The organism is Streptomyces sp. 3211.6 (genome assembly GCF_003634815.1).
GTDB lineage: Bacteria > Actinomycetota > Actinomycetes > Streptomycetales > Streptomycetaceae > Streptomyces > Streptomyces katrae_A.
The window spans coordinates 4,763,417-4,787,002 of the sequence record NZ_RBXC01000001.1 but is presented as its reverse complement, the minus strand read 5'-3'; the positions used below and the strand labels follow the sequence as shown (position 1 = coordinate 4,787,002).

The 23,586-nt window shown below is 70.7% G+C and carries 26 protein-coding genes; 1 reads left to right on the top strand and 25 read right to left on the bottom strand.

Annotated features, from left to right (window positions below):
• Positions 1–19: 19 nt before the first annotated feature.
• The 7 genes from tsaE to BX286_RS22235 all read right to left on the bottom strand — a co-directional run bounded on the left by tsaE (position 20) and on the right by BX286_RS22235 (position 7,771).
• Positions 20–580, bottom strand: a complete 561-nt coding sequence (gene tsaE, locus BX286_RS22265) for a tRNA (adenosine(37)-N6)-threonylcarbamoyltransferase complex ATPase subunit type 1 TsaE (protein WP_100863069.1) — start codon at positions 578–580, stop codon at positions 20–22.
• Positions 537–1,667, bottom strand: coding sequence for an alpha/beta fold hydrolase (locus tag BX286_RS22260; protein ID WP_100864131.1), 1,131 nt, complete (start codon positions 1,665–1,667; stop codon positions 537–539). The genes tsaE and BX286_RS22260 overlap by 44 nt, the downstream gene beginning before the upstream one ends.
• A 91-nt stretch (positions 1,668–1,758) precedes the next feature.
• Positions 1,759–2,895: an alanine racemase gene (alr, locus tag BX286_RS22255; protein WP_187344174.1), complete on the bottom strand. Its 1,137-nt coding sequence runs from the start codon at positions 2,893–2,895 to the stop codon at positions 1,759–1,761.
• 215 nt (positions 2,896–3,110) lie between these two features.
• The gene (locus BX286_RS22250; RefSeq protein WP_121016119.1) at positions 3,111–4,526 is read right to left on the bottom strand and encodes an NAD(P)H-hydrate dehydratase; all 1,416 of its coding nucleotides are present in this window, start codon (positions 4,524–4,526) and stop codon (positions 3,111–3,113) included.
• 28 nt (positions 4,527–4,554) lie between these two features.
• Complete coding sequence (locus tag BX286_RS22245; RefSeq protein ID WP_079429316.1) at positions 4,555–4,923, bottom strand: holo-ACP synthase; 369 nt, start codon at positions 4,921–4,923, stop codon at positions 4,555–4,557.
• Positions 4,924–4,945: 22 nt separating this feature from the next.
• The gene (gene glmS, locus BX286_RS22240) at positions 4,946–6,844 is read right to left on the bottom strand and encodes a glutamine--fructose-6-phosphate transaminase (isomerizing) (RefSeq protein ID WP_121016117.1); all 1,899 of its coding nucleotides are present in this window, start codon (positions 6,842–6,844) and stop codon (positions 4,946–4,948) included.
• Positions 6,845–6,967: 123 nt separating this feature from the next.
• A complete protein-coding gene (locus BX286_RS22235; protein ID WP_123995444.1) occupies positions 6,968–7,771 on the bottom strand; it encodes a hypothetical protein in 804 nt (267 codons plus the stop codon).
• A gap of 379 nt (positions 7,772–8,150) precedes the next feature.
• Here BX286_RS22235 and coaA point away from each other — a divergent pair, with 379 nt between their 5' ends.
• Positions 8,151–9,173, top strand: coding sequence for a type I pantothenate kinase (coaA, locus tag BX286_RS22230; protein ID WP_079431903.1), 1,023 nt, complete (start codon positions 8,151–8,153; stop codon positions 9,171–9,173).
• 67 nt (positions 9,174–9,240) lie between these two features.
• On the opposite strand, the gene glmM is transcribed toward coaA, so the two are convergent.
• The 18 genes from glmM to rpsE form a co-directional block, all read right to left on the bottom strand.
• Positions 9,241–10,599, bottom strand: coding sequence for a phosphoglucosamine mutase (glmM, locus tag BX286_RS22225; RefSeq protein ID WP_100863073.1), 1,359 nt, complete (start codon positions 10,597–10,599; stop codon positions 9,241–9,243).
• Positions 10,600–10,735: 136 nt separating this feature from the next.
• The gene (gene rpsI / locus BX286_RS22220; RefSeq protein WP_045945298.1) at positions 10,736–11,251 is read right to left on the bottom strand and encodes a 30S ribosomal protein S9; all 516 of its coding nucleotides are present in this window, start codon (positions 11,249–11,251) and stop codon (positions 10,736–10,738) included.
• 41 nt (positions 11,252–11,292) lie between these two features.
• A complete protein-coding gene (gene rplM, locus BX286_RS22215) occupies positions 11,293–11,736 on the bottom strand; it encodes a 50S ribosomal protein L13 (RefSeq protein WP_079429312.1) in 444 nt (147 codons plus the stop codon).
• 236 nt (positions 11,737–11,972) lie between these two features.
• On the bottom strand, positions 11,973–13,247 hold the full coding sequence (locus BX286_RS22210; protein ID WP_079429311.1) for a glycosyltransferase family 87 protein: 1,275 nt from the start codon (positions 13,245–13,247) through the stop codon (positions 11,973–11,975).
• Between the two features lie 66 nt (positions 13,248–13,313).
• Positions 13,314–14,933 (bottom strand): ABC-F family ATP-binding cassette domain-containing protein, encoded by a 1,620-nt coding sequence (locus BX286_RS22205; RefSeq protein ID WP_121016115.1) that lies wholly within the window; start codon positions 14,931–14,933, stop codon positions 13,314–13,316.
• 42 nt (positions 14,934–14,975) lie between these two features.
• Positions 14,976–15,827: a tRNA pseudouridine(38-40) synthase TruA gene (gene truA, locus BX286_RS22200; RefSeq protein WP_079429309.1), complete on the bottom strand. Its 852-nt coding sequence runs from the start codon at positions 15,825–15,827 to the stop codon at positions 14,976–14,978.
• A gap of 102 nt (positions 15,828–15,929) precedes the next feature.
• Positions 15,930–16,406 (bottom strand): 50S ribosomal protein L17, encoded by a 477-nt coding sequence (gene rplQ, locus BX286_RS22195; protein WP_042812344.1) that lies wholly within the window; start codon positions 16,404–16,406, stop codon positions 15,930–15,932.
• Positions 16,407–16,490: 84 nt separating this feature from the next.
• Positions 16,491–17,513, bottom strand: coding sequence for a DNA-directed RNA polymerase subunit alpha (locus BX286_RS22190; RefSeq protein ID WP_045945292.1), 1,023 nt, complete (start codon positions 17,511–17,513; stop codon positions 16,491–16,493).
• Positions 17,514–17,660: 147 nt separating this feature from the next.
• Positions 17,661–18,065, bottom strand: coding sequence for a 30S ribosomal protein S11 (gene rpsK, locus BX286_RS22185; protein WP_003956432.1), 405 nt, complete (start codon positions 18,063–18,065; stop codon positions 17,661–17,663).
• A gap of 54 nt (positions 18,066–18,119) precedes the next feature.
• Entirely contained in the window at positions 18,120–18,500 is a 381-nt protein-coding gene (rpsM, locus tag BX286_RS22180) for a 30S ribosomal protein S13 (RefSeq protein ID WP_079429308.1), read from the bottom strand.
• A 198-nt stretch (positions 18,501–18,698) separates the two neighbouring features.
• A complete protein-coding gene (gene rpmJ / locus BX286_RS22175; protein ID WP_003956441.1) occupies positions 18,699–18,812 on the bottom strand; it encodes a 50S ribosomal protein L36 in 114 nt (37 codons plus the stop codon).
• Between the two features lie 62 nt (positions 18,813–18,874).
• The gene (gene infA, locus BX286_RS22170; RefSeq protein ID WP_003956442.1) at positions 18,875–19,096 is read right to left on the bottom strand and encodes a translation initiation factor IF-1; all 222 of its coding nucleotides are present in this window, start codon (positions 19,094–19,096) and stop codon (positions 18,875–18,877) included.
• A 139-nt stretch (positions 19,097–19,235) separates the two neighbouring features.
• Positions 19,236–20,087, bottom strand: coding sequence for a type I methionyl aminopeptidase (gene map, locus BX286_RS22165; RefSeq protein WP_079429307.1), 852 nt, complete (start codon positions 20,085–20,087; stop codon positions 19,236–19,238).
• A gap of 100 nt (positions 20,088–20,187) precedes the next feature.
• The gene (locus BX286_RS22160) at positions 20,188–20,835 is read right to left on the bottom strand and encodes an adenylate kinase (protein WP_079429306.1); all 648 of its coding nucleotides are present in this window, start codon (positions 20,833–20,835) and stop codon (positions 20,188–20,190) included.
• Positions 20,835–22,148, bottom strand: a complete 1,314-nt coding sequence (gene secY, locus BX286_RS22155; protein WP_079429305.1) for a preprotein translocase subunit SecY — start codon at positions 22,146–22,148, stop codon at positions 20,835–20,837. The genes BX286_RS22160 and secY overlap by 1 nt, the downstream gene beginning before the upstream one ends.
• Before the next feature lie 187 nt (positions 22,149–22,335).
• Positions 22,336–22,791 carry a 50S ribosomal protein L15 gene (rplO, locus tag BX286_RS22150; protein ID WP_079429304.1) on the bottom strand — a complete coding sequence of 152 codons (456 nt, stop codon included), beginning with the start codon at positions 22,789–22,791 and terminating at the stop codon, positions 22,336–22,338.
• A 2-nt stretch (positions 22,792–22,793) separates the two neighbouring features.
• On the bottom strand, positions 22,794–22,976 hold the full coding sequence (gene rpmD, locus BX286_RS22145; protein WP_005313525.1) for a 50S ribosomal protein L30: 183 nt from the start codon (positions 22,974–22,976) through the stop codon (positions 22,794–22,796).
• Positions 22,976–23,578, bottom strand: a complete 603-nt coding sequence (rpsE, locus tag BX286_RS22140; protein ID WP_007265914.1) for a 30S ribosomal protein S5 — start codon at positions 23,576–23,578, stop codon at positions 22,976–22,978. The genes rpmD and rpsE overlap by 1 nt, the downstream gene beginning before the upstream one ends.
• Between the last annotated feature and the right edge of the window lie 8 nt (positions 23,579–23,586).

The following is a 23,586-nucleotide window of genomic DNA, read 5'->3' as shown; positions in this document are numbered from 1 at the left end:
GCCGGAACGGCCGGAACGGCTACGCCGGCGAGAGCCGCGCCAGCTCCGGCCCGGCCTCGGCCCAGCGCGCACCGACGCCGCGCAGCGCGACCTCGCGCACGTCGTCCAGGACCTCCTCGTGGCCCACCGCCCGTCCGATGACCACGTGCAGCCGGTCGTCGGAAAGCTCCTCCACCTTGCCGTCGCCCCACTCCACGACGACCACGGACTCGGGCAGCGAGACGTCGAGGTCCAGGTCCTCCATCTCGTCCAGCCCGCCGCCCAGCCGGTACGCGTCCACGTGCACCAGCGGCGGCCCGTCGCCCAGGGACGGGTGCACCCGGGCGATCACGAAGGTCGGCGAGGTCACGGCCCCGCGCACGCCCAGCCCCTCCCCCAGCCCCCGGGTCAGGGTGGTCTTGCCCGCGCCGAGCTCACCGGTCAGCAGGACCAGGTCGCCGGGGCGCAGCAGGCCGGCGATCCTGCGGCCCAGCTCCTGCATGGAGGCGGGCGAGTCGACGGTGATCAGGGTTTCGGCGGCGGCCTTGGCCAGGGCCTCAGCGGCCGGGCTGCGCGGCGCTTCCCGCTGTACGTCTTCCATGCGCCCCAACGTTAGTCGGTGCGCGGACGGCTCCGGCGCGCTCCAGCAGGCCGGTGAGCAGCCCCGTCACGATCTCGGGGCGTTCGAGCATCATCAGGTGGCCGGTCTCCTCCAGGACCACCAGTTCGGCGGCCGGAAGCTCCTCCTTGATCGCCACGCTGTGCCCGGCCGGGATGATCATGTCCCGGTCCCCGGCGACCACGGTGACGGGGACGTCGGCGAACCGCTGGAGGGCGGCGCTCTTGTCGTGGGTCTGGAAGGCCGGGAAGAACTCGGCGACCACGTCGATGGGGGTGGCCTCGATCAGCCGCTCGGCGAAGCGCGCGACGCCGGGGTCGACGTCGCGGGAGCCGAAGGAGTAGAGCTTGATCATCCCGGCGAAGAGGTCGGCGGTGGCCCGGCGGCCCTTCTCCACGAGCTCCACCTGGGAGCCGAGGGCCCTGAGCACGCCCGGCAGCAGGCGGCGCACCGCGCCCTGCCCGATGGCCGGCAGCCCGTACGTGACCTCCCCGAGCCGCCCGCTGGAGGTCCCGACCAGGGCCACCCCGAGCACGCGCTCGCGCACCAGCTCGGGGAACTGCTCGGCGAGGGCCATGACGGTCATGCCGCCCATGGAGTGGCCGACGAGGACGAGCGGGCCCTCGGGCGCGGCGGCGTCGATGACGGCCTTGAGGTCGCGGCCGAGCTGGTCGATGGTGACGGGCTCGCCGTCGGCCTGGGCGAGGCCGCGGGCGCTGCGGCCGTGGCTGCGCTGGTCCCAGTAGACGGAGCGGACGGTCCCGCGCAGGGCAGCGCGCTGGAAGTGCCAGGAGTCCTGGCTGAGGCAGTAGCCGTGGCAGAACACGACGGTGGCCGGGGCGGCGCCCTTGCGGCGCGGCCGGCGCCTGCCGGCGCTCCGGGGCCCCTCCTCCGCCTCGTCGACCTCGTAGTAGAGCTCGGTGCCGTCCTCGGCGCGGCAGGTGCCCTCGGTCCCGCGCAGGGAGCCGTAGTCCCCGGCGGCGTCCAGCGCGAGGCGCGCCTTGCGGCGGATGCCCCGGCCCACGGTGATCCGTTCGACGGCGACACCGGCCGCGGCGCCCGCCGCCATGACACCGATGGCGGCGCCGGCCCAGCCGGCCTTGCGCCAGTTCTCGCTCACGACCCGTTCCCGCTCACGACGTCGCCGTCCTCACTCAGCCTCAGCCGCCGAGGTAGACCCGGGGCACCCGACCTCCGATACGGGTGACGATCTCATACGCGATCGTATGCGCCGCTTGAGCCCAGTCCTCGGCGGTCGGCTCGCCGCGCTCGGCGTCGCCGAGGATGACGACCTGGTCGCCCGCCTCGGCGCGGTCCTCTCCGAGGTCCACGACGAACTGGTCCATGGCGATCCGCCCGGCGGCCTGCCGGATCTTCCCGGCGACGAGCACGGGCCCGCGGCCGGAGGCGCCCCGCGGAAGGCCGTCGCCGTAGCCGGCGGGGACGAGCGCGAGGTGCGTCTCGGAGCCGGTGACATAGTGGTGGCCGTAGCTCACGCCGTGCCCGGCGGGGACGGTCTTGACCAGGGCGAGCGAGGCCTTGAGGGTCATGGCGGGCCGCAGGCCGAGTTCGGCCGGTGTGCCGAGCTCGGGGGAGGGCGAGACGCCGTAGACGGCCAGGCCGGGGCGGACGAGGTCGAAGTGGGCCTCGGGGAGGGTGAGGGTCGCGGGCGAGTTGGCGATGTGCCGGACCTCGGGGTCGACGCCCTCCTTCTCGGCGTAGGCCAGCATGTCGCGGAAGGCGTCGAGCTGGAGCCGGATGGAGGGGTGGCCGGGCTCGTCGGCGCAGGCGAAGTGCGACCAGACGCCGGTGACCCGGACGGTTCCCTCGGCCTGCGCGGCGACGGCCGCGCCGACGAGCTCGGCCCAGTCGGCGGGCTGGCAGCCGTTGCGGCCGAGGCCGGTGTCGGCCTTGAGCTGGATACGGGCGGTGCGGCCGGCCGCGCGGGCGGCCGCGCGGACCTCCTCCAGGGCCCACATCCCGCTGACGGACACGTCGATGTCGGCCTCGACGGCCTCCTGCCAGGGCCCGCCGGGGGTCCACAGCCAGCACATGATCCGCCCCTGGATCCCGGCGGCGCGCAGCTCCAGCGCCTCCTCGGGGGTGGCGGTGCCGAGCCAGGTGGCCCCGGCCTCCTGGGCCGCCCGGGCACACGGGAGGGCCCCGTGCCCATAGGCGTTCGCCTTGACGACGGCCATCAGCTCGGCCCGGGGCGCCCGCGCCCGCAGGGCACGCACGTTGGCCCGTACGGCATCAAGATCGATCTCGGCGTACACGCGCATCGGTGTCTCGTTCATCGCCCACAGTCTCTCAGAACCCGCACGACCCGGTGATCCAGCACGATTCGCCCCATTCGCCACCCCCAGATGAGCCCCGCCTAGGGGTACCTCCCGCCGACAGCCGGAGGAGTTCGAGGCGCGGGAGTCCGAGGCGGAGCCTCGGGGAACGGAGGAAGGGCGGGGCGGGGAGCAACCCCCTCACAGCGGACGTGGGGCGGGATCGGCCGGGCGGGTTACGCCGTTACGCTTCGCCACGCCTGCGGTAGCGCGGTGGCCACCTCCTGCGCCACCACCGGGGCCCCACCCGCCGCGAACCGCCCCGCGAGGCCGTGCAGGTACGCCGCCACGGCCCCCGCGTCCACCCCGCCGAGCCCCCCGGCGAGCAGCGCCCCCGCCAGCCCGGACAGCACGTCGCCGCTCCCGGCGGTGGCCAGCCACGGCGTGCCCGTCGGGTTCACCCGCACGGCCCCGCCCCCAGCGGGGGCGACCAGCGTCGTGGACCCCTTCAGCAGGACCGCCGCCCCGTACCGCCCCGCCAACTCCCGTACGGCGCCCAGCCGGCCCGCCTCCACCGCCTCCCGGGCCACCCCCAGCAGCGCCGCCGCCTCCCCCGCGTGCGGGGTCAGCAGGGTCGCGGCCCGGCGCGCCCGCACCGCCGCGGGGTCCAGCCCGCGCAGCCCGTCCGCGTCGACCAGCACCGGCACGTCCGCGTCCGCCAGGGCCCGCCCGACCTCCTCCGCACGCCCCGAGCCCAGCCCCGGCCCGACCACCCAGGCCTGCACCCGCCCCGGCCCGACCAGCACCTCGGGGAACCGCGCCAGTACGGCCTCCGCCGCCGGACCCACGTACCGCACCGCGCCCGCGCCGCCCCGCAGCGCCCCCGCCACGGCGAGCACCGCCGCGCCCGGGTACTGCTCCGATCCGGCGACGACCCCGACGACCCCGCGCCGGTACTTGTCGCTCGACGCCGTCGGCACCGGCAGCAGCCGGGCCACGTCGGCGTGTTGCAGCGCCTCCATCGCGACGGCGGAGTCCGGGAACTCCAGCCCGATGTCCACCAGCCGCACCGCCCCCACCCGCGAGGCCCCCGGGTCGGTCAGCAGCCCCGGCTTGTACGCCCCGAAGGTCACCGTCACATCGGCCGTCACCGCCGGCCCGGACACCTCCCCGGTATCGGCGTCCACCCCGCTCGGCAGGTCCACCGCGACCACGGGCACCCCGGCCGGGATCCGCTGCACCAGCTCCGCCGCGGCCGGCCGCAGCCCGCCCCGGCCGCCGATCCCGAGCAGCCCGTCCACGACCAGGTCGGCCCGCTCCGGCACCGCGGCCCCGACCCGTCCCCCCGCGGCGCGCAGCGCGGCCAGCCCGCCCGGGTGCATCCGATCGGGGTCCATCGCCACCGCCGTCACCCCCGCCCCGCGCCGGGCCAGCCGGGCGCCCGCGTACAGGGCGTCGCCGCCGTTGTCCCCGGGCCCGACCAGCAGCACCACCCGGGCCCCGTAGACCCGGCCCCGGCCCCCGGCCAGCAGCTCCGCGCACACGGCGGCCAGCCCGGCCGCGGCCCGCGCCATCAGGGCGCCCTCCGGCAGACGGGCCATCAACTCGCGCTCGGCGGCCCGCACGGTCTCCACGCTGTAAGCAGTACGCATACCACCAGCCTGCCGCACACGCCGGGCCTCAGCCCTCCGCGATCACCACCGCCGACGCGATCCCGGCGTCATGACTCAGCGAGATGTGCCAGGACTTCACCCCGAGCGCCCGCGCCCGGGCCTCGACGGTGCCGGACACCCGCAGCCGCGGCTGCCCCGTGTCCTCGACGTACACCTCGGCGTCGGTCCACAACAGGCCCCCGGGCGCGCCCAGCGCCTTGGCCAGGGCCTCCTTGGCCGCGAACCGGGCGGCGAGCGAGGCGACTCCGCGCCGCTCGCCGCTCGGGAGCGTCAACTCGGAGTGGAGGAAGAGCCGCTCCGCCATCTGCGGCGTCCGCTCCAGCGCCGCGCCGAACCGGGCGATCTCGGCCACGTCAATCCCCACACCGACAATCACGGCAAAAACCCCAACTACTCGCTCACTCCACGGTCACCGACTTCGCGAGGTTACGCGGCTGGTCCACCTCGTTGCCGCGCGCGGTCGCCAGCTCGCACGCGAACACCTGGAGCGGGACCGCCGCCACCAGCGGCTGCAGCAGCGTCGGGGTGGCCGGAATCCGGATCAGGTGGTCGGCGTACGGCACGACCGCGTCGTCGCCCTCCTCGGCGATGACGATGGTCCGCGCCCCGCGCGCCCGGATCTCCTGGATGTTCGAGACGATCTTGTCGTGCAGGACGGAGCGGCCGCGCGGCGACGGGACGACGACCACGACCGGCAGGTCCTCCTCGATCAGCGCGATCGGCCCGTGCTTGAGCTCGCCCGCCGCGAAGCCCTCGGCGTGCATGTACGCCAGCTCCTTGAGCTTGAGCGCGCCCTCCAGCGCCACCGGGTATCCGACGTGCCGGCCGAGGAACAGCACGGTGTCCTTGTCGGCGAGCGAGCGCGCCAGGGCCCGGACCGGCTCCATCGTCTCCAGGACGCGGTCCACCGCCGCGGCGATGTCCGACAGTTCCCGGATCACCGCCTCGATCTCGTCGCCCCACTTCGTCCCGCGCACCTGGCCGAGGTACAGGGCGACGAGGTAGCAGGCCACCAGCTGCGTCAGGAACGCCTTGGTCGAGGCGACGGCCACCTCCGGCCCGGCGTGCGTGTACAGCACGGCGTCCGACTCGCGCGGGATGGTCGACCCGTTCGTATTGCAGACGGCCAGCACCCGGGCACCCTGTTCACGGGCGTGGCGCAACGCCATCAGGGTGTCCATGGTCTCGCCGGACTGCGAGATCGCGATCACCAGCGTCCGCTGGTCCAGGATGGGGTCGCGGTAGCGGAACTCGCTGGCCAGCTCGGTCTCGCACGGGATGCGGGTCCAGTGCTCGATGGCCAGCTTCGCGATCATGCCCGCGTGGTACGCCGTACCGCACGCCACGATCACGACCTTGTCGACCTCGCGGAGCACCGAGGCGGGGATGCGCACCTCGTCCAGGGTCAGCAGGCCGCTCGCGTCGATCCTGCCCAGGAGGGTGTCGGCGACAGCCTTCGGCTGCTCGGCGATCTCCTTGAGCATGAAGTAGTCATAACCCCCCTTCTCGGCCGCCGAGGCGTCCCAGTCCACGTGGTAGGCCCGCACCGACGCGGGCGAACCGTCGAAGCCGGTCACCGAGACCCCGTCGCGGCGGAGCTCGACGACCTGGTTCTGCCCCAGCTCGATCGCGGATCGGGTGTGGGCGATGAACGCGGCCACGTCCGAGGCGAGGAAGTTCTCACCTTCCCCAACGCCCACCACCAGCGGGGAGTTCCGGCGCGCCCCGACCACCACGTCCGGCTCGTCGGCGTGCACCGCGACCAGGGTGAACGCCCCTTCGAGCCGCCGGCACACCTGCCGCATCGCCTCCGCGAGCCCCGATCCCCCCAACCCTCCCGGCCCTGCCGGTCCCCCCGCCCGCCCGGCCTCCCGGGCCGCCTCGAAGTGCTCGGCCAGCAGGTGCGCGACGACCTCGGTGTCCGTCTCGGACTCCAGCCGGTGCCCGCGCTCGGCCAGTTCGGCGCGGAGAGCGGCGAAGTTCTCGATGATCCCGTTGTGGACGACCGCCACCCGGCCGGAGTTGTCCAGATGGGGATGGGCGTTGACGTCGGTGGGCCCGCCGTGGGTCGCCCACCGGGTGTGCCCGAGGCCCGTGGAGCCCGCGGGCAGCGGCTGCGCGACCAGCTCCTTCTCCAGGTTGACGAGTTTTCCGGCCTTCTTGGCGCTGACGAGCTTGCCGTCGGCGAGGACGGCGACCCCGGCCGAGTCGTAGCCGCGGTACTCCAGCCGCTTCAGTCCGGCGATGACCACATCGAGCGCCGACTGCGCTCCCACGTATCCCACAATTCCGCACATAGGGCGCAGGGTACGCCTGAGTCGGTCCGCTGTCGGGTACCCGAACAGGACGAAAACCCCGCCCCGGCGAATCCGCCGGCGCGGGGTTGACCCGCCCGGGCGACCCCCCGCCCTGGCGGGACGTCAGCCCAGCTTCCTGACCTGTGCCTCGATCGCGGGAGCCGCCAACTGCGCCTCGCCGGAGAGCCGGCTGGCGTGGAAGTTCACGAGGGTGGCGCCCTTGCGGACCACCATCAGCTCGGTCTGGTACGGCTCCCCGTCGCGCTCCGCCTCGACGGTGTAGGCCAGGGACTCGTCACCGCCGTACGCGGCGTGCGGGACGACCCGGGTCACGGTGAAGGACTCCCCGTTCACCGTCGCCGCGTACCCGCCCTCACAGGCCCGCCCGGCCGCCTGCACCTCGGCGAAGTGCCCGTGGGCGGCGTCCCCGGCGTACGAGCCGACGGTCACGACCGTCACCGTCGAGCTGGCGGCGTCCTGCGCGGCCGCCCGCTTCTGCCCCTCCGGCGCGTCGTCCGGCAGCGCCGACGCCACCGCGACGACCGAGGCCCGGGCCCAGCCGGTCCGCCCCGCCGGCAGGAAGCCGGAGACCGCACGGGCCAGCTCCCGGCACTCGGGCCGGTCCACGCTCGCCGCCGGGGCGCTGTCGTGCGCCTCCGGGGTCACCTTGTGGTCCAGGAGGTCCCCCTGGGCGACCAGCAGGCGCTCCGGGGCCGCCTGGAGCCTGCCCTGCTGCGGGGGAACGACGTGCTGCCCCTTGCGGGCCGGCCCGGCGGCCTGGTCGGAAACCGGCAGCTCGGCGGCCTGGACGTCCGCCTCCACCACGATCACGGCGGGCCGGCCCGCCCCGCATCCTGTGGCCAGCGCGGCCAGCGCCAGCCCCGAGACGGCTGTCGCGGCCGCGCGCCGCACGCGTCCGGGTCTCATCCGAGCCTCTCGTCCCCGCTCGCGTCCGCGGCGGCCAGTAGGCACAAGGAAACGGCGGACGCGGCCAGGACGCCGCGACGGACAGACGTGGTACCCACGTGAAAGCTCTCCCCCATGAAGCAAGATCACCGCAGGACGCCGGTCAACGTCGCGGTGACGAACAATGTACGACTTGCTCGATCACGTGACCGGTGTTAAGGGCACATCCGCGGGATCTTCCTGGTCACACCGGGAAATCGTGATCGGCACGAGACAGGACGGGCTTCCGATCGAGACCCGGTCGCGCTCCACCGCCCCACCTGGCCTTCCCGCCGCCCGGCACCGCCACGTGACCGACCCCACCACCCACGAGGGGCCCCGAGCCCCGACAATGGGCGGTGTGATCACATCGCCGACGCGCTGTACTCCGGAGCACGCAACGGAGCGTCCCGGTCCCCGCCGGGTGCCCGAGCCCTCGCCCTACGTCGACCTCACGCGGGCCGAGTGGAGCGCCCTGCGCGAGCGCACCCCCCTGCCGCTGACGGCGGAGGAGGTCGAGCGGCTGCGCGGCCTCGGAGACGTCATCGACCTCGACGAGGTCCGGGACGTCTACCTGCCGCTCTCGCGCCTGCTCAACCTCTACGTCGGCGCCACCAGCAACCTGCGCGGCACCCTGAACACCTTCCTCGGCGACGCCGGCGGCAACGGCCACGGCGCCCAGCAGGGGACCCCGTTCGTCATAGGGGTGGCCGGCTCGGTCGCCGTCGGCAAGTCCACGGTGGCCCGTCTGCTCCAGGCCCTGCTGGCCCGCTGGCCCGAGCACCCGCGCGTCGAACGGGTCACCACGGACGGGTTCCTCTACCCGATGAAGGAGCTCCAGCGCCGCGGCCTGACCTCCCGCAAGGGCTTCCCCGAGTCCTACGACCGCCGCGCGCTCACCAAGTTCGTCGCCGACATCAAGGCCGGCAAGGACGAGGTCACCGCCCCGGTCTACTCGCACCTGATCTACGACATCGTCCCGGACGAGCGGCTCGTCGTGCGCCGCCCGGACATCCTCATCGTCGAGGGCCTGAACGTCCTCCAGCCGGCCCTCCCCGGCAAGGACGGCCGGACCCGGGTCGGCCTCGCCGACTACTTCGACTTCAGCGTGTACGTGGACGCCCGCCCCGAGGACATCGAGCGCTGGTACCTCAACCGCTTCCGGAAGCTGCGCGAGACCGCGTTCCAGAACCCGTTCTCCTACTTCCGCAAGTACACCCAGGTCTCGGAGGAGGAGGCCCTGGACTACGCGAAGACGATGTGGCGGACCATCAACAAGCCCAACCTGCTGGAGAACGTGGCCCCCACGCGCGGCCGCGCCACCCTCGTCGTCCGCAAGGGCCCCGACCACAAGGTCACGAAGCTGAGCCTGCGCAAGCTCTGAAAGCCCGCGACGGCCGCTGCGGGGCACCCCCGCAGCGGCCGTCGCGGACGCAGGTCCGGCCGCAGACCTAACCCAGCGCCGACTTCACCACGTCGGCGAGCCGCCCGGCGACCGCGCGGGCCTGCTCGATGTCGGCGGCCTCCACCATCACCCGTACGAGCGGCTCGGTGCCCGAGGGGCGCAGCAGCACCCGTCCGGTGGAACCGAGCTCGCGCTCGGCCTCGGTGACCGCGCTGGCCAGCTCGGCGGAGGTGGAGACGCGGGACTTGTCGACGTCCTTGACGTTGATCAGGACCTGCGGGAGCCGGGTCATGACCCCGGCGAGGTCGGCCAGGGAGCGGCCGGTGGCGGCGACCCGGGCGGCCAGCATGAGGCCGGTGAGGGTGCCGTCGCCGGTGGTGGCGTGGTCGAGGATGATCACGTGGCCGGACTGCTCGCCGCCCAGGGCGTAGCCATGCTCCTTCATCGACTCCAGGACGTACCGGTCGCCGACGGCGGTCTGGACGAGCTGGACGCCCTCGGCCTCCATGGCCAGCTTGAAGCCCAGGTTCGACATGACGGTGGCGACGACGGTGTTCCCGCGCAGCTGCCCGGCCTCGCGCATGGCGAGGGCGAGCACGGCGAGGATCTGGTCGCCGTCGATCTCGTTGCCGTCGGCGTCCACCGCGAGGCAGCGGTCGGCGTCCCCGTCGTGGGCGATGCCCAGGGCCGCCCCGTGCTCGACGACGGCGCTCTTGAGCAGGTCGAGGTGGGTGGAGCCGCAGCCGTCGTTGATGTTCAGGCCGTCGGGCTCGGCACCGATGGTGACGATCTCGGCGCCGGCCCGGGTGAAGGCCTCGGGAGAGACGCGGGCGGCCGCGCCGTGGGCCTCGTCCAGGACGATCTTCAGGCCGTCGAGGCGGTTGGGCAGGACGCCGATCAGGTGGGCGACGTACTTGTCGAAGCCCTCGTCGTAGTCCGAGACCCGGCCGACGCCGGCGCCGGTGGGCCGGGCCCAGGGGGCGCCGGTGCGGTGCTCCTCGTAGACGGCCTCGATCTTGTCCTCCAGCTCGTCGGCGAGCTTGTGGCCGCCGCGCGCGAAGAACTTGATGCCGTTGTCGGGCATGGCGTTGTGGCTCGCGGAGAGCATCACGCCGAGGTCGGCGCCCAGCGCACCGGTGAGATACGCCACCGCCGGGGTGGGCAGCACACCGACGCGCAGGACGTCCACGCCGGCGCTGGCGAGGCCGGCGACGACCGCGGCCTCCAGGAACTCGCCCGAGGCGCGGGGATCGCGGCCGACCACCGCCGTGGGGCGGTGGCCCGCGAAGGTGCCCGCCTCGGCCAGTACGTGTGCGGCCGCCACGGAGAGGCCGAGCGCGAGCTCAGCCGTCAGATCCGCGTTGGCGACGCCTCGCACACCGTCCGTCCCGAAGAGTCGTCCCACTGTTGTCCTCCCGAGTTCACGCTTCGCTTGGTGCCCGCTAGTGACAGGTGTTTGCCGTTTTTGGCGGTAAACGAACCGCCCCGGCAGCACAGAGAGTGCTGCCGGGGCGGTTTCGTTGCTGAACAGCAGGCGCAGATTAACGCTTGCTGTACTGCGGAGCCTTACGGGCCTTCTTGAGACCGGCCTTCTTGCGCTCGACCGCACGGTCGTCGCGGGAGAGGAAGCCGGCCTTCTTCAGCGCCGGGCGGTTGTTGTCCACGTCCGCCTCGTTCAGCGCGCGGGCCACGCCGAGGCGCAGGGCGCCGGCCTGACCGGAGACGCCGCCACCCGAGATGCGGGCGATGACGTCGTAGCGGCCGTCAAGCTCGAGGAGCTTGAAGGGCTCGTTGACTTCCTGCTGGTGCACCTTGTTGGGGAAGTAGTCCTCAAGGGTGCGACCGTTGATCTTCCACTTGCCGGTGCCCGGAACGATCCGGACGCGGGCGATGGCGTTCTTGCGACGGCCCAGGCCGGCGGCCGGCTGGGGGTCACCGAAGCGACCGGCAAGGGACTCGGAGGTGTAGTCGCCCTCGACGACGACGTCCGACTCGGTGGTGTACTCCTCGACGCCCTCGAACTCGTCGACGGGGGTCTCGGCGGTGGTCTCGGCCACGATGCTCCTCAGAATTCTCTGTGTTTAGGGGGTGGCCGGAACTACTGCGCGACCTGGGTGATCTCGAACGGCACCGGCTGCTGGGCAGCGTGCGGGTGCTGGTCGCCCGAGTAGACCTTCAGCTTCGAGAGCATCTGACGGCCCAGGGAGTTCTTGGGGAGCATGCCCTTGACGGCCTTCTCGACGGCCTTCTCCGGGTTGTTCGCCAGCAGGTCGTCGTAGCGCACGGAGCGCAGACCGCCCGGGAAACCGGAGTGGCGGTAGGCCATCTTCTGGGAGGCCTTGTTGCCGGACAGGTGAACCTTGTCGGCGTTGATGACGATGACGAAGTCGCCCATGTCCATGTGGGGGGCGTAAGTCGGCTTGTGCTTGCCCTTCAGGAGGGCAGCGGCCTGGGTCGCCAGACGGCCGAGGACAACGTCCTGGGCGTCGATGACGAGCCACTGGCGCGAGATGTCGCCGGGCTTGGGGCTGAACGTACGCACGCGTATGCCTTCGCTTCTTCAGTGGTGGGTCATCCCATAGGGCACGAGCCCCGCGGGAAGGGTCCTGACAGGGTCACCACGGACGATCACGACAGCCCTCGTTCACATCGGGGACGCACCCGAGTGAAAACCGCTGGTCATCGGTCCGGTGGACCGGCGTAAGGCCCTTTCACGTGAGAATGAGAAAGCCCATACGCATAACAAACCAGCAGGATACCCAAGCAGACCCGTATGGGTCAAAACGCGGTCCGCGATGCCGATGCTGCTGACGTCGCGGCGCACTCCGGTTCGGTCCTGGGTGGGGACCCCGCAGTTGTTACGGGCTCCAGGATAACCCGAACGGAACGGGTGGCACGACGCGCCAGCAGACACGCGAGCCCGCACAGGGTCGCCGCGTCCTTGAACGCACGCCGCTTGTGGGCCAGCTCCGACGGCCACGGAACCAGCGCCAGCTGAGGGGTCAGGGCCAGCCAGAACCAGGGCGAGCGGGGCATCGAGCCCGGCCGCACCCCCGAGGCCAGCAGCAGCGGCAGCACCACCAGGAGGTAGTGGTCGAAGGAGGGACGGGACACCAGGAATGCGGCGAGCATCACCATGCAGGCCGTTTCCGCCAGCCGCAGCTCTCCCCCGTCCGGCTCGGCGGAACCGGGCCGCCGCCACCTGCGCCAGGCACCCCACAGCCCGGCGCCGGCCCCCGCGAAGGCCACCGCCACCGCCACCGGCTGCGGCACCCCCAGCCGCGGCAGCACCGCGATCGGCGAGGCGTCCCAGGGCAGCGCGTACGCGTCCTGCCCCTGGAACAGGAACGGCAGCGTCTTGGTGAAGAACAGCGTCGGGCTCGGCATCAGCAGCGCCCCCGCCACCGACAGCCCCAGCGGCACCGCCACCGCCACCGCCAGCCCCCGCCACCGCCGGGCCAGCACGAAGACCAGCCCGGCCGGCACCAGCATCGGCTTGCAGGCGATCGCCAGACCCACCACCAGCCCCGCCGCCGCCCACGACCTGCGGTGCGCCAGCAGCAGCGCCACCGGCAGGGCGGCCGCGGAGACCGCCGTCCAGTTCCCGATCAGCACCAGGTTCAGGTACGGCTTGTACACCAGCCCCAGCAGCCCCAGCCCGCCGACCGCGAACCGCGAGCACAGCGGTACGGAGAACAGCCGCAGCGCCGCCCACCAGCCGACGCCGACCAGCCCCGAGATCCCCGCCGGAAGCAGCCAGCGCAGCACCCCCGTGGGCACCAGCGCCTCCGGCACCGCCATGAGCACCGCACTCGGCGGGTACAGGAAGCGCCGGTCCTCGTACGGGGAGACCCCCGCCAGCAGGGCGTCCGCCGCCTTGACCACGAACGCGTTGTCCGAGCCCCAGTTCTCCCGCAGGCTCGTCGACACCGAGACGGCCAGCAGCACCACCAGTGCCACCGCCCGCCAGGACCGCGGCGCCGGTCGGAGCAGCCAGACGACCAGCCGGTCCCCCGTGACCGGCCGGCCACTCCGCGTCAGCCAGATGCGCATGAGCCAGATGCTAGGCCGCAACCCCACCACGCCTCCCCCTCGACCCGCGCGGGGGAGGTCCGTCCCCTAGCGCTTGCGCTCGACCCTACGTTCGTCCCAGACGGGCTCCTGAGTCTCCCGGACAACACCGTCTGAACCGAAGACCAAGTAACGGTCAAACGTGCGCGCGAACCAGCGGTCGTGCGTCACGCACAGCACGGTGCCCTCGTACGACTCCAGACCGTCCTGCAGGGCCTCCGCCGACTCCAGGTCGAGGTTGTCGGTGGGCTCGTCCAGCAGCAGGGCCGTGGTCCCCGCCAGCTCCAGCAGCAGGATCTGGAACCGCGCCTGCTGGCCGCCCGACAGCCGCTCGAACGGCTGCTCCGCCTGCCGGTCCAGCTCGTAGCGGCGCAGCGCCCCCATCGCCTGGCCCAGCGGCTTGGCCGCCTCCGTCCACAGGATGTCGACGAGCGTGCGGCCGAACAGTTCCGGGTGGGCGTGGGTCTGCGCGAAATGGCCGGGAACCACCCGTGCGCCCAGCTTCCAGTCACCCGTGTGCTTGACGTCCTCACCCGCCAGCAGCCGCAGGAAGTGCGACTTGCCGGAACCGTTCGAGCCGAGGACCGCGACGCGCTCCCCGTAGAAGACCTCCAGCGAGAACGGCTTCATCAGCCCGGTCAGCTCCAGGTTCTCCACGGTCAGCGCGCGCACGCCCGTCCGGCCGCCCTTGAGCCGCATCGTGATGTCCTGCTCGCGCGGCGGCTCCGGCGGCGGGCCGGCCTCCTCGAACTTCTGGAAGCGGGTCTGCATCGCCCGGTAGCGGGAGGCCATGTCGGGGCTGCTCGCCGCCTGGTTGCGCAGCCGCAGCACCAGGGCCTTCAGCCGGGCGTGCTCCTCGTCCCAGCGCCGCTTGAGCTCCTCGAAGCGGGCGAAGCGCTCCCTGCGTGCCTCGTGGTACGTGCCGAAGCCCGCGCCGTGCACCCAGACGTCGGAGCCCATCGGGCTCGCCTCCAGGCTGATGATCTTCTCTGCGGCCTGGGTCAGCAGCTCCCGGTCGTGGGAGACGAACAGGACCGTCTTGCGGGTGGCCCGCAGCTGCTCCTCCAGCCACCGCTTGCCCGGGACGTCGAGGTAGTTGTCCGGCTCGTCCAGCAGCAGCACCTCGTCCGGGCCGCGCAGCAGCGCCTCCAGGACGAGCCGCTTCTGCTCGCCGCCGGAGAGCGTGCGCACCTGCCGGAACTGGGCCTGGTCGTACGGGATGGCCAGCGCGGCCATCGTGCAGACGTCCCAGAGCGTCTCCGCCTCGTAGCCCTGGACGTCGGCCCAGTCGCTGAGCGCCTGGGCGTAGGCCATCTGCGCGGCCTCGTCGTCCACGGTGAGGATCAGCTCCTCGGCCCGGTCCACGGCCTTCGCCGCGTCCCGGATCCGCGGCTGGGACACCGAGACCAGCAGGTCCCGTACGGTCGACTCGTCCCGCACCGAGCCCACGAACTGGGACATCACACCGAGGCCGCCGCTGATCGTGACCCCGCCGCCGTGCGGCTGGAGCTCACCGGAGATCAGCTTCAGCAGGGTGGTCTTGCCGGCGCCGTTGGCCCCCACGAGGGCCACCACCGCCCCCTCCCCCACGCGGAAGGAGACGTCGGGGAGCAGTACCCGTCCGTCGGGCAGGTAGTACTCCAGATGGCTGGCTTCGAGATGTCCCATGCCGGGCATTCTCCAGGTCCGGCGGGGCCGGGCCCAAACCGTCTAGCAGCAGCCCTTGCCCGGCAGGGTGCGCATGTTCCGCGCCTCCTTGCTGCGGGCGGCCAGCAGCTCGTCGGCGGGGTAGCCGACCTCCTCCAGGGTCAGCCCGTGCGGCTTGACCACGTGCACGGAGGAATCCCGTACCGCCGCGGCCAGGACCTGCCCGGGCCACTCGACGGGCCGGTGGCCGTCGCCGACGTGCAGCAGGGCGCCGACCAGGGAGCGGACCATGTTGTGGCAGAAGGCGTCGGCCCGGACGGTCGCGGTGACGATCCCGTCCTCGCCCCGCACCCAGCTCAGCTCCTGGAGGGTGCGGATGGTCGTGGCGCCCTCGCGCTTCTTGCAGTAGGCGGCGAAGTCGTGCTCGCCGAGCAGCGCGCGGGAGGCCTCGTTCATGGCGTCCACGTCCAGCGGCCACTGGTGCCACAGCACGTGCCCGCGGCGCAGCGGGTCGACCCCGCCCTGGTGGTCGCCGACGCGGTACGCGTAGCGGCGCCAGATCGCGGAGAACCGGGCGTTGAACCCCTGGGGGGCCTCGGCGACCTTCCACACCCGGATGTCGTGCGGCAGCCGGCCGGCGAGGCGGCGCAGCAGCAAGGCGCGGTGCTCGGCCCACACCTCGTCGGCGATGTCGAACTGCGCGACCTGCCCGCGGGCGTGCACGCCGGCGTCGGTGCGCCCGGCGACGGTCAGCTCGACCGGCTCGGGCAGCCGCATCACGGTCTTCAGGGCCGACTCCAGCTCGCCCTGGACGGTCCGCAGCGTGCGCTGCTTCGCCCAGCCGGAGAAGTCCTTGCCGTCGTAGGACAGGTCCAGCCGTACCCGGACGTGCCCGGGCTCCACCTCGTCACTCACGTGACAGATCCTCTCAGACGCACAGAAATGCAGAACGGGCCCGCCCCGGGAAGGGGCGGGCCCGTTCAGAGCCGATCAAGCAAGCTCGATCCCGAAGCGGGATCAGGCCTCCTTGGTCTCCTCGACAGCCTCGGTCTCGGCAGCCTCGGACTTGGCCTCGGCCTCCTTGACCGCACGCTTGGTGGCAGCCTCGGCCTCGCCGGTGGCCTGCTGGGCGACCGTGAGGGCCTCGACCAGCTCGATCACGGCCATCGGGGCGTTGTCGCCACGACGGTTGCCGATCTTGGTGATGCGCGTGTAACCACCGGGGCGGTTCTCGTAGCGCGGGGCGATCTCGGTGAACAGCGTGTGCACGATGCTCTTGTCCGTGATCGTCTGCAGCACCAGGCGACGGTTGTGGATGTCGCCCTTCTTGGCCTTGGTGACCAGACGCTCGGCGTAGGGACGCAGGCGGCGGGCCTTGGCCTCGGTGGTGGTGATGCGGCCGTGCTCGAAGAGCGCCTTCGCGAGGTTCGCGAGAAGGTGCTTCTCGTGCGCGGCGGAGCCGCCCAGACGGGCACCCTTAGCGGGACGCGGCATGGTGTTACTCCTTCATATCTGCACCGGCCGTGTCAGGTACCGGTGTCAGTTCCCCCGGGGCGGACGCCCCGGGAAAGTTTTCTCTTAGTACTGCTCGGTCTCGACGAAACCGGCGTCCGCGTCGTCGTCGGCGCCGAAGGCGTCGGCGGCGGCGGTCGGGTCGAATCCGGGCGGGCTGTCCTTGAGGGCCAGGCCCATGCCGGCGAGCTTCGCCTTGACCTCGTCGATCGACTTCGCACCGAAGTTGCGGATGTCGAGCAGGTCGGCCTCGGAGCGGGCGACGAGCTCACCCACGGAGTGGATGCCCTCGCGCTTGAGGCAGTTGTACGACCGAACGGTGAGCTCCAGCTCCTCGATCGGCAGCGCCAGGTCGGCGGCCAGGGCGGCGTCCGTCGGGGACGGGCCCATGTCGATGCCCTCGGCGTCGATGTTGAGCTCGCGGGCCAGACCGAACAGCTCGACCAGGGTCTTGCCTGCGGACGCCATGGCGTCGCGCGGGCGCATGGCCTGCTTGGTCTCGACGTCGACGATCAGCTTGTCGAAGTCGGTGCGCTGCTCGACTCGGGTCGCCTCGACCTTGTAGGTGACCTTCAGGACCGGCGAGTAGATCGAGTCGACCGGGATACGGCCGATCTCCTGGCCCGCCTGCTTGTTCTGGACGGCGGAGACGTAGCCGCGACCGCGCTCGACGGTCAGCTCCATCTCCAGCTTGCCCTTGCCGTTGAGCGTGGCGAGGACCAGGTCCGGGTTGTGCACCTCGACACCGGCCGGGGGCGCGATGTCGGCAGCGGTGACCAGGCCGGGACCCTGCTTGCGCAGGTACATCACGACCGGCTCGTCGTGCTCCGAGGAGACGACCAGCTGCTTGATGTTGAGGATGATGTCCGTGACGTCTTCCTTGACGCCCGGCACGGTGGTGAACTCGTGCAGGACGCCGTCCACGCGGATGCTGGTGACAGCGGCACCCGGGATGGAGGACAGGAGAGTACGGCGCAGGGAGTTGCCGAGGGTGTAGCCGAAGCCCGGCTCCAGCGGCTCGATCACGAACCGCGAGCGGTACTCGTCGACGACCTCTTCGGTCAGCGAAGGACGCTGAGCGATAAGCATGTCTGTTCCTTCAGTCGTGGACGCCCACTATTTGACGCCCGACGGGTGCGGCCCGGGGGCCGCGGACTTACAAGGGTACGGGCGGTACGTCCCCCGCAGGGGGCGCACCGCCCGGACACTCAAGAACGCACAGGTGCGTCCGCTGCGTCAGACGCGGCGGCGCTTCGGCGGGCGGCAGCCGTTGTGCGGGGTGGGGGTGACGTCCTGGATCGAACCCACCTCGAGGCCGGTGGCCTGGAGGGAGCGGATCGCGGTCTCACGGCCGGAGCCGGGACCCTTGACGAAGACGTCGACCTTGCGCATGCCGTGCTCCTGCGCGCGGCGGGCGGCCGACTCGGCGGCCATCTGCGCGGCGAAGGGGGTGGACTTGCGCGAGCCCTTGAAGCCGACGTGGCCGGCGGAGGCCCAGGAGATCACGTTGCCGGACGGGTCCGTGATCGAGACGATCGTGTTGTTGAACGTGCTCTTGATGTGGGCGTGCCCGTGAGCGACGTTCTTCTTTTCCTTGCGGCGCACCTTCTTGGCAGCGCCCTGACGACCCTTGGGGGGCATCTCTTACTCCTACGGGAGGTGGTCGGTCCTACAGCGCAAGACCGCTGAACAGGACTACTTCTTGCCCGGCTTCTTCTTGCCGGCGATCGCGCGACGCGGGCCCTTGCGGGTACGTGCGTTCGTGCTGGTGCGCTGACCGTGCACCGGCAGGCCACGACGGTGGCGGATGCCCTGGTAGCACTGGATCTCGATCTTGCGGCGGATGTCGCCCTGGATCTCGCGGCGGAGGTCACCCTCGGTACGGAGGTTGGCGTCCACGTACTCGCGGATCTTGACGAGGTCCTCTTCGGCCAGGTCACGAACGCGGGTGTTCGGGTTCACGCCGGTAGCGGCGAGGATCTCCTTGGACCGGGTGCGCCCGATACCGAAGACGTAGGTGAGTGCGATCTCCACGCGCTTTTCGCGCGGGATGTCGACACCGGAAACGCGTGCCATGCAATGGCTCCTGTGTGTTCGGGGGTCTTCCGCAGAACCGATCCCGACCGCCGACCACCGGGATGGGTGGTGGTACGTCCGGGTCCCCGGCCCCCGCCGGAGGTACCGCCGGCCCCTCGCAGGGCTGGGCGGGTTCTGCGTATGTACGTTTTGTTACGTCGCGCGAAGAACTGCGTAAGGCAGGTCGGTCGGCGTGCGTCAGCCCTGGCGCTGCTTGTGGCGCAGGTTGTCGCAGATGACCATGACCCGGCCGTGACGGCGGATCACCTTGCACTTGTCGCAGATCTTCTTGACGCTCGGCTTGACCTTCATGTGGGTGAGGTTCTCCGGGTCAGTGCCACCACCCGCGCCGGAGCGGGGTGCGGGGGCAAGATCTACTTGTATCGGTAGACGATCCGGCCACGCGTCAGGTCGTAAGGAGACAGCTCCACAACGACCCGGTCATCGGGAAGGATGCGGATGTAGTGCATACGCATCTTCCCGCTGATGTGCGCGAGGACCTTGTGACCGTTCTGGAGTTCCACCTTGAACATGGCGTTCGGGAGGGACTCGATCACGGTGCCCTCGATCTCGATGGCACCTTGCTTCTTGGCCACGCTTCGCCTTTCGAATCGGCTACCTTGATCGGCCCACGGACATGTAAATGCACGCAAGCCGACGAGTCAGTCTACGTCAGGGCACCCAGAAAGACGAATCCGGAAAGTTTGCCCCAGAGTCTAGATCATTAACCGGCGGCTACCCGAGGGGGTCCGGCGCCGTGGTGACGCCGTACTCCGCGAGCTTCGCCTTGCCGCAGTCCGGGCTGGTCAGGACGATGGGGCCGGCCTCCGTGAGGGCGACGGAGTGCTCCCAGTGCGAGGACCAGGTGCCGTCCGTGGTGATGACCGTCCAGTCGTCGGCCAGTACCTCCGTCTGGGCGGTGCCCAGGGACACCATCGGCTCGATCGCCAGGCAGAGGCCGGGGACCAGCTTGACGCCCTTGCCCCGCTTGCGCGAGACGTAGTTCAGCAGGTGGGGGTCCATGTGCATCTCGGTGCCGATGCCGTGGCCGCCGTAGTCCTCGATGATCCCGAACTTGCCGAGGCTGTGCTCGCCGGTCGACGGGCGGGGCTGGCGCTTGATGTAGCCCTCGATCGCCTTCGAGATGTCCACGAGGCGGTTGCCCGTCTTCATGGCCGCGATACCGGCCCACATGGACTCCTCGGTCACCCGGGACAGCTCGACCAGCTCCGGAGCGTGACCGGTGCCCACGAAGGCCGTGTAGGCCGCGTCCCCGTGCCAGCCGTCCACGATGGCGCCGGCGTCGATGGAGATGATGTCGCCGTCCTTGAGGACCGTCTTGTCGTCCGGGATGCCGTGGACGACGACCTCGTTCACCGAGGTGCAGATGGTCGCGGGGAAGCCGCCGTAGCCGAGGAAGTTCGACTTCGCCCCGGCGTCCGCGATGACCTTGCGGGCCACCATGTCCAGGTCCCGCGTCGTGGCGCCCGGCACCGCCGCCTCACGGGTCGCCGCGTGGATCGCGGCGACGACCAGCCCTGCCTCGCGCATCTTCGCGATCTGCTCGGGGGTCTTCAGCTGAACCATGAAACGGCCTTCCACCTTCGAAAAACGGGGTCTTCCCAACAGTACGGCCGCGATGCCCGGAGGACATCGCGGCCGTACTGTCGGTCACGTACAGGAGTGACTACTTCTTCAGGGCGTCCATCGCCCGCTTGGTGATCTCGTGCACCTCGCCGAGGGCGGAGATGGTCACCAGCAGACCCTGGGCCTTGTAGTAGTCGATGATCGGCTCGGTCTGCGTGTGGTAGACGTCCAGCCGGTTGCGGACCGTGGCCTCGGAGTCGTCGTCGCGCTGGTACAGCTCGCCGCCGCACTGGTCGCAGACGCCCTCGGTCTTCGGAGCCGCGTAGATCACGTGGAACACGTGCGCGGAGTCCTGGCGGCAGATCCGCCGGCCGGCGATGCGCTTGACGACCTCGGCCCCGTCGACCTCCAGGTCGAGGACGGCGTCGAGCTTCATGCCCGCCCCGGACAGCATCGCGTCGAGCGCCTCGGCCTGGGCCACGTTGCGCGGGAAGCCGTCGAGCAGGAAACCGCCCGCGGCGTCCGGCTGCTCCATGCGGTCCTTGGCCATGCCGATGGTGATCTCGTCGGGAACGAGCTCACCGCGGTCCATGAACGCCTTGGCGCGGACACCCAGCTCAGTGCCCTGGCTGATGTTGGCGCGGAAGAGGTCGCCCGTGGAGATGTGCGGGATCGACAGGTTCTTGGCGAGGAACGCGGCCTGCGTTCCCTTGCCCGCCCCGGGGGGTCCGACGAGGACGATTCGCATCAGCGGAGGAACCCTTCGTAGTTGCGCTGCTGGAGCTGGCTCTCGATCTGCTTCACGGTTTCCAGACCCACACCCACGATGATCAGGATGCTCGTCCCGCCGAACGGGAAGTTCTGGTTCGCTCCGAAGCCGGCCAACGCCATTGTCGGCACTAGAGCGATGAGACCCAGGTACAGCGACCCCGGCCAGGTGATCCGGTTGAGTACGTAGCTCAGGTACTCAGCGGTAGGCCGGCCGGCGCGGATGCCCGGGATGAACCCACCATACTTCTTCATGTTGTCGGCAACTTCCTCGGGGTTGAACGAGATCGCCACGTAGAAGAACGCGAAGAAGACGATCAGGAGGAAGTAGGCGGCGATGTAGTACGGGTGGTCGCCCTTGACGAAGTGCTTCTGGATCCAGGTCGCCCAGCCCGCGGTCGAACCGCTGAACTGCACGATCAAGGCCGGGATGTACAGCAGCGACGAGGCGAAGATGACCGGGATGACACCGGCCTGGTTCACCTTGAGCGGGATGTAGGTGGACGTGCCCCCGTAGGCACGGCGGCCGATCATGCGCTTCGCGTACTGGACGGGGATCCTGCGCTGGGCCTGCTCGACGAAGACCACCAGGGCCACCATCGCGAGGCCGACCAGGATGACAACCGCGAACTCGACCCAGCCACCAGCGATCTTGCCCTGGAGCTTGATCGTCCACAGGGCGGAGACGAAGCCGGCCGCGATCGAGATGAACATCAGGATCGACATGCCGTTGCCGATGCCGCGGTCGGTGATCAGCTCACCGAGCCACATGACGATGCAGGTACCGGCGGTCATGGTGACCACCATGGTGATGGTGGTGAAGATCGAGCGGTCCGGGACGATCTCGCGAGCGACCGGGCAGCTCCCGAACAGGGCGCCGGTGCGCGCGGTGGCGACCAGGCCGGTGCCCTGGAGGATCGCGAGCGCGACCGTCAGATAGCGCGTGTACTGAGTGATCTTCGAGGTGCCGGCCTGTCCCTCTTTCTTGAGGTTCTCCAGCTTCGGAATGACCACGGTCAGCAGCTGCAGGATGATGCTCGCGGTGATGTACGGCATGATGCCGAGCGCGAAGATCGTGATCTGCAGCAGCGCACCGCCGCTGAACATGTTGACCAGACCGAAGAGGCTGTTGCTGCTCCCCATCTGGTCCACACAGATCTGAACGTTCTTGTAGCTCACGCCGGGTACCGGGATGTGGGACCCGAGCCGATACAGCACGATGATGCCGAGCGTGAAGAGCAGCTTCTTGCGCAGGTCGGGCGTCTTGAACGCCCGGGCGAACGCGGTGAGCACGGTGCCTCCTGCGACCCCCGCGCTACTGCGTCAGAGGTGACGGTCTGAGGATCGACGAATACGTACAAGCAAAGGTGCAGGCCACCTTACCGGCGACTGCGCCCCCCGTGGAACGACCAACCGGGGATGCCCCATATGTGAGGCATCCCCGGTCGGGTTTTACTCGCTATTTGTCACAAAGTTCGTCTTAGACGAGCTCGGTGACGGTGCCGCCGGCGGCGGCAATCTTCTCCTTGGCGGAGGCGGAGACGGCGTCAACCGCAACCGTCAGCGCCACGGAGATCTCGCCCTGGCCCAGGACCTTGACGAGGCTGTTCTTGCGAACCGCGCCCTTGGCGACCAGGTCGGCCACCGTGACCTCTCCACCCTCGGGGTAGAGGGCACCGAGCTTGTCCAGGTTGACAACCTGGAACTCGGTGCGGAACGGGTTCTTGAAGCCCTTCAGCTTCGGCAGGCGCATGTGGAGGGGCATCTGCCCGCCCTCGAAGCGCTGCGGAACCTGGTAGCGGGCCTTCGTACCCTTCGTACCACGACCAGCCGTCTTACCCTTCGACGCCTCACCGCGACCCACACGGGTCTTCGCGGTCTTGGCACCGGGGGCGGGACGGAGGTTGTGGGCCTTCAGCGGGCTGTTCTCAGCCATGATTAGTCAACCTCCTCAACCGTCACGAGGTGGCGGACGGTGTGCACCATTCCGCGGAACTCGGGGCGGTCCTCCTTGACGACCACGTCGTTCAGGCGCTTGAGCCCGAGCGAACGCAGGGTGTCGCGGTGGTTCTGCTTGCTGCCGATGTACGACTTCGTCTGCGTGATCTTGAGGCGGGCCATCAGACACCCGCCCCTGCACGCGCACGGAGCAGAGCCGCGGGAGCGACGTCCTCGAGCGGCAGACCACGGCGAGCCGCGATCTCCTCGGGACGCTGCAGGCCCTTGAGGGCCTCCACGGTCGCGTGCACGATGTTGATCGCGTTGTCGGAGCCGAGCGACTTCGACAGGATGTCGTGAACGCCGGCGCACTCCAGAACGGCGCGCACCGGGCCACCGGCGATAACACCGGTACCGGGGGAAGCAGGCTTCAGCAGGACAACGCCGGCCGCCTTCTCGCCCTGGATCGGGTGCGGGATGGTGCCCTGGATGCGGGGAACCTTGAAGAAGTTCTTCTTGGCTTCCTCGACGCCCTTGGCGATGGCCGCGGGAACTTCCTTGGCCTTGCCGTAACCGACACCTACGGTGCCGTCACCGTCACCCACCACGACGAGCGCGGTGAAGCTGAAGCGACGACCACCCTTGACAACCTTGGCGACGCGGTTGATCGCGACAACGCGCTCAACGTAAGCGGTCTTCTCGGCGGCAGCGCCACCGTCGCGACCCTTCCGGTCCCGCCGCTCGCCGCCACCGGCACCGCTGCCGCGGCGCTGGGGTCCAGCCATTGGATTAC

Bases quoted from the DNA above. Each gene is read 5' to 3' on its own strand.
- rpsK (WP_003956432.1), bottom strand. From the start codon at position 18,065: ATGCCCCCCAAGGGTCGTCAGGGCGCTGCCAAGAAGGTGCGCCGCAAG.
- rplO (WP_079429304.1), bottom strand. From the start codon at position 22,791: ATGGCTGAGAACAGCCCGCTGAAGGCCCACAACCTCCGTCCCGCCCCC.
- rplQ (WP_042812344.1), bottom strand. From the start codon at position 16,406: ATGCCGCGTCCCGCTAAGGGTGCCCGTCTGGGCGGCTCCGCCGCGCAC.
- BX286_RS22205 (WP_121016115.1), bottom strand. From the start codon at position 14,933: ATGGGACATCTCGAAGCCAGCCATCTGGAGTACTACCTGCCCGACGGA.
- BX286_RS22260 (WP_100864131.1), bottom strand. From the start codon at position 1,667: ATGGCGGCGGGCGCCGCGGCCGGTGTCGCCGTCGAACGGATCACCGTG.
- alr (WP_187344174.1), bottom strand. From the start codon at position 2,895: ATGAACGAGACACCGATGCGCGTGTACGCCGAGATCGATCTTGATGCC.
- tsaE (WP_100863069.1), bottom strand. From the start codon at position 580: ATGGAAGACGTACAGCGGGAAGCGCCGCGCAGCCCGGCCGCTGAGGCC.
- BX286_RS22160 (WP_079429306.1), bottom strand. From the start codon at position 20,835: ATGCGAATCGTCCTCGTCGGACCCCCCGGGGCGGGCAAGGGAACGCAG.
- rpsE (WP_007265914.1), bottom strand. From the start codon at position 23,578: ATGGCTGGACCCCAGCGCCGCGGCAGCGGTGCCGGTGGCGGCGAGCGG.
- rpmD (WP_005313525.1), bottom strand. From the start codon at position 22,976: ATGGCCCGCCTCAAGATCACGCAGACGAAGTCGTACATCGGCAGCAAG.
- rpsM (WP_079429308.1), bottom strand. From the start codon at position 18,500: ATGGCACGCGTTTCCGGTGTCGACATCCCGCGCGAAAAGCGCGTGGAG.
- BX286_RS22210 (WP_079429311.1), bottom strand. From the start codon at position 13,247: ATGCGCATCTGGCTGACGCGGAGTGGCCGGCCGGTCACGGGGGACCGG.
- rpmJ (WP_003956441.1), bottom strand. From the start codon at position 18,812: ATGAAGGTCAAGCCGAGCGTCAAGAAGATCTGCGACAAGTGCAAGGTG.
- BX286_RS22235 (WP_123995444.1), bottom strand. From the start codon at position 7,771: ATGAGACCCGGACGCGTGCGGCGCGCGGCCGCGACAGCCGTCTCGGGG.
- map (WP_079429307.1), bottom strand. From the start codon at position 20,087: ATGGTTCAGCTGAAGACCCCCGAGCAGATCGCGAAGATGCGCGAGGCA.
- BX286_RS22250 (WP_121016119.1), bottom strand. From the start codon at position 4,526: ATGCGTACTGCTTACAGCGTGGAGACCGTGCGGGCCGCCGAGCGCGAG.
- BX286_RS22190 (WP_045945292.1), bottom strand. From the start codon at position 17,513: ATGCTTATCGCTCAGCGTCCTTCGCTGACCGAAGAGGTCGTCGACGAG.
- glmS (WP_121016117.1), bottom strand. From the start codon at position 6,844: ATGTGCGGAATTGTGGGATACGTGGGAGCGCAGTCGGCGCTCGATGTG.